Genomic DNA, 3,788 nt, shown 5'->3' on the forward strand with positions numbered 1-3,788 from the left:
GACGCCGGCGAAGAGACCGTCGGCGAGGAAACTGTCGAGCTCGTCGAGGACACCACCGACCCTCGTTAGCGGGTATTGGAAGACGCTCGGGGTTGGGAACGCCGGATAAGGGTTCTCCCGGCTCAAGCCCAACCGGGCCACGGATCCACTGAGCCCGAGAGCGCCCACGTAACCCGGTGCCGGGAGAACCCTTATCCGGCGTCCCCGACCCTCACCAGGTTCAGCCAACCTCGTCAGGTTCAGGCCAACCTCACGAGGTTCAGGCCAACCTCACGAGGCCTGGCTGACCGATGACATGTTGAAGTCGGGGACACGCAGCGCCGGCATCGCGGTGCGCGGGAAGTAGTCGCCCCATTCACGGCTGAACGTCGCAACGGTCTCGCCGGCGTGGCTGAACCTGTCGAGCAGCGCCACCGGGCTCTCGTTGAACCGGAAGTTGTTGACCGCGCCGGTCACCTCACCGTTCTCCACCAGGTACACGCCGTCTCGGGTCAAGCCGGTGAGCAGCAACGTCTGTGGGTCGACGGCGCGGATGTACCACAGGCAGGTCAGCAACAGTCCGTGCTGCACGCCGCCGACGAGGTCGTCGGTGCTGCCGTTCGCCCCGTCGACGGTGAGGCCGAGGTTGTCGACTGCCGGGGTCACCGGGAGGCCGGTCAGGTCGGCCGAGTGCCGGGTCTGGAGCAGGGCCGCGAGCTGACCATCCTGGATCCACGTGGTGCGGCCCAGGGGCAGCCCGTTGTCGAAGACGCTCTGTTCCGCTGTCGACGCCCGTGCAAGCGCCACGGGCGCGCATTCCAGGCCGGGGGACGCCGGGTCGGACCACAACGTGACCGGCTGGGAGGACAGCTTCTCGCCCACCCGGGTACCACTTCCGGGCCGCGCATAGACGCTGCGGCCGTCGTGCGCGTCCCGGGCGCCCATCATCCAGTACGCGTAGATCATGAGGTCGGCGACGGCGGTGGGCGGGAGGAGGGTGTCGTAACGGCCGGCCGGGAGATCCACGCTGCGGCGCGCCCAGTCCAGCCGCCGTTCCAGTTCAGCGTCGAGCGCGGCGACGTCGATGTCGGCCAGATCGCGGCACGACTGGCCGACCCAGGCCGAGCCGGCGTGGGCCGCGGCAGCGGCGGTGCCCGGCCGGGTTGACTTACCGGTGATGCCGATGTGCCCGGTCGGCTGCTCGTGGCGGAGGCGCAGACCGGTGGAACTTCCCAGGTAGGTGGTGCGCACCTCGTGCTCGAGGTAGCCGTAGAGCAGGCGTTGTTGCTCGTCGTTCTTGGCGAACGCGTCGCCGAGCGCGGGTGCCAGCGTCCTGAACGCGTCCGCTGAGGTGCGCCCTGGCTCGTCGAACCAGTCCGCCGCAGCGTCGCCGGTCACCAGAGGCTGGGCATCCTCTGCGGGGCCGTTGTCATCCGCGGCCTGCTCCGCGGCGCGGACCAGCGGTTTGAGCGCGTCTGTGGTGACCGCGCTGCGCGTGATGACGCCTGAGGCGGTGCCCGTGCTGCCGTCCAGGGTGGCGATCACGGTGACAAGTCGCTCCTGCATGACGCCGTTGGTCGTGAGCGCGTTGTTGGCCCAGCGCAGATTGGCCGTGGAGGTCTCGTCCACCAGGACGAGCATGCCATCGGTCCTGGACAGCTCGAGGCAGCGCTCGACGATCTCCTGAGGGGTCATCACGCCGGTCACTGCCCGCCCTCCTGAGCCGTGTTGAGGATGTTGATGTTGCGGAAGAGCACGGATGGACAGCCGTGTGACACCGGCGCCAGCTGACCGGGCTGCGCCTTGCCGCAATTGAACGCGCCACCCATCTGGTAGGTCTCCGGGCCGCCGACGGCGTCGAGCGACCCCCAGAAGTCGGTGGTGGTCGCCTGATAGGCGACGTCGCGCAGTTGCCCGGCCAGCCTGCCATTCTGGATCCGGTAGAAGCGCTGGCCGGTGAACTGGAAGTTGTACCGCTGCATGTCGATCGACCAGGATTTGTCTCCGACGACGTAGATGCCGTCGTCGACCTGCGAGATGAGATCGTCCGTCGATGGGCCGCCGGCGGCCGGCTGCAGGGACACGTTGGCCATCCGCTGCACCGGGACCCGGCCGGCGGAGTTGGCGAACGCGCAGCCGTTCGAGCGGCTGGTCCCCAGGACGTCGGCGTTGCTGCTGGCCATCGCCCGGTCCAGCTGGTAGCCCACGAGGACGCCGTCGCGGACGATATCCCAACGCTGCGTCTGCACGCCCTCGTCGTCGTACCCGATCGTGGCAAGGCCGTGCCGTGCCGTGCGGTCACCGGTGACGTGCATGGCCGGCGAGCCATAGCGCAGGGCGCCCAGCTTGTCGAGGGTGGCGAACGACGTTCCGGCGTAGTTGGCTTCGTAGCCGAGCGCTCGGTCCAGCTCGGTGGCGTGCCCGATGGACTCGTGAATGGTCAGCCACAGATTCGTCGGATCGACGATCAGGTCGTATCGCCCGGCTTCGACCGTCGGCGCGGCGAGCTTCTCCGCCAGCAGTGGCCCGAGCTCGTCGAGCGCGTCCTCCCAGGCGACGACTCCGTCGGCACCGGTGACGTACTCCCAGCCCCGTCCGGCGGGCGCGGCGAGCGTCTCCATGGTCTCGAACCGGCCGCTGTCCGCGTCGACCGCGAGGGCTTCGAAGACGGGCTGGACCCGGACCCGCTGCTGGGTGGTGACAGTGCCCGCGGTGTCGGCGTAGAACTTGTTCTCCAGCACCTGGTCCAGCCTGGCGGTGACGTGGTCCACCGCCGGCTGGTCGAGCGCCCGCAAGGACCGGGCGGCCAGCAGCTCGATCTTCTCCGTGTCCGGGACGCCGAATGGGTCGATTTCGTAGTCGGAGACCCACGCGACGTCGGCGTAGACCGGCTCATGCGCGATCTCGACGCGAGCGCGGCTGAGGTTCCGTGCCACCTTGGCCAGCTCGACGGCCTGTTCCGCGACGCGGACCGCGTGCTCAGGCGTCAGGTCGACGGCCGCTGCGAAGCCCCACGTGCCGTCGTGCAGCACACGCACGCTGAAGCCGACGTCTTCGCCGTCGCTGCTGCCTTGAAGCTTGCCGTCGCGCAGCGACAAGCCTTGTGAGCGGATGCGTTCAAATCGGAAGTCCGCGTGCTCGACGCCCAGGTCACGGGCGCGCTGGAGGGCGGCGTCGGCGAGCAGGCGCATCGGATAGGCGCTGAACGCCGGATCGATCTCATGTGCCACGGCGTCGAGCGTATCTCAGATACCGGGCACGCGATGGGGAGGGCACGGTGCGGAATGGCGGGTGTCGGCGTGGGAAGATGTTCGTCATGCTCAGATGGCTCACTGCGGGGGAATCGCATGGCCCCGCGCTCGTCGCAACTCTTGAGGGACTTCCCGCCGACGTGGAGATCACCACGGAGGACGTGGCGGCGGCGCTGGCACGACGCCGGCTCGGATACGGTCGCGGAGCGCGGATGTCCTTCGAGGCCGACAAGGTCGCCTTTCTCGGCGGGGTGCGGCATGGCCGTACGCTGGGCGGGCCGCTCGCCGTGCAGGTGGACAACACCGAGTGGCCGAAGTGGGAGAAGGTCATGGCACCCGACCCGGTCGACCCGGCCGAGTTGGAGGGTTTGGCGCGCAATGCGCCGCTGACCCGCCCACGGCCAGGACACGCGGATCTGGCCGGCATGCAGAAGTACGGCTTCGACGAGGCGCGTCCCGTGCTTGAACGCGCCAGCGCCAGGGAGACGGCGGCACGGGTAGCGCTGGGGTCGGTAGCGGCGGCGTTCCTGCGCCAGGCGTGCGGGATCCGTCTGGTGA

The 3,788-nt window shown here is 69.1% G+C and carries 3 protein-coding genes; 1 reads left to right on the top strand and 2 read right to left on the bottom strand.

Annotated features, from left to right (window positions below; all coding sequences use genetic code 11):
* Nucleotides 1–270: 270 nt before the first annotated feature.
* Together ELR45_RS21660 and ELR45_RS21665 are read right to left on the bottom strand one after the other, a co-directional pair.
* On the bottom strand, nt 271–1,674 hold the full coding sequence (locus ELR45_RS21660) for a metallopeptidase TldD-related protein (RefSeq protein ID WP_129668294.1): 1,404 nt from the start codon (nt 1,672–1,674) through the stop codon (nt 271–273).
* An 8-nt stretch (nt 1,675–1,682) separates the two neighbouring features.
* The gene (locus ELR45_RS21665) at nt 1,683–3,209 is read right to left on the bottom strand and encodes a TldD/PmbA family protein (protein WP_129668206.1); all 1,527 of its coding nucleotides are present in this window, start codon (nt 3,207–3,209) and stop codon (nt 1,683–1,685) included.
* 86 nt (nt 3,210–3,295) lie between these two features.
* Here ELR45_RS21665 and ELR45_RS41315 point away from each other — a divergent pair.
* On the top strand, nt 3,296–3,788 hold a 493-nt coding region (locus ELR45_RS41315), incomplete at its 3' end, for a chorismate synthase (protein WP_240760007.1).

The organism is Phytoactinopolyspora endophytica, assembly GCF_004138495.1.
Lineage (GTDB): Bacteria > Actinomycetota > Actinomycetes > Jiangellales > Jiangellaceae > Phytoactinopolyspora > Phytoactinopolyspora endophytica.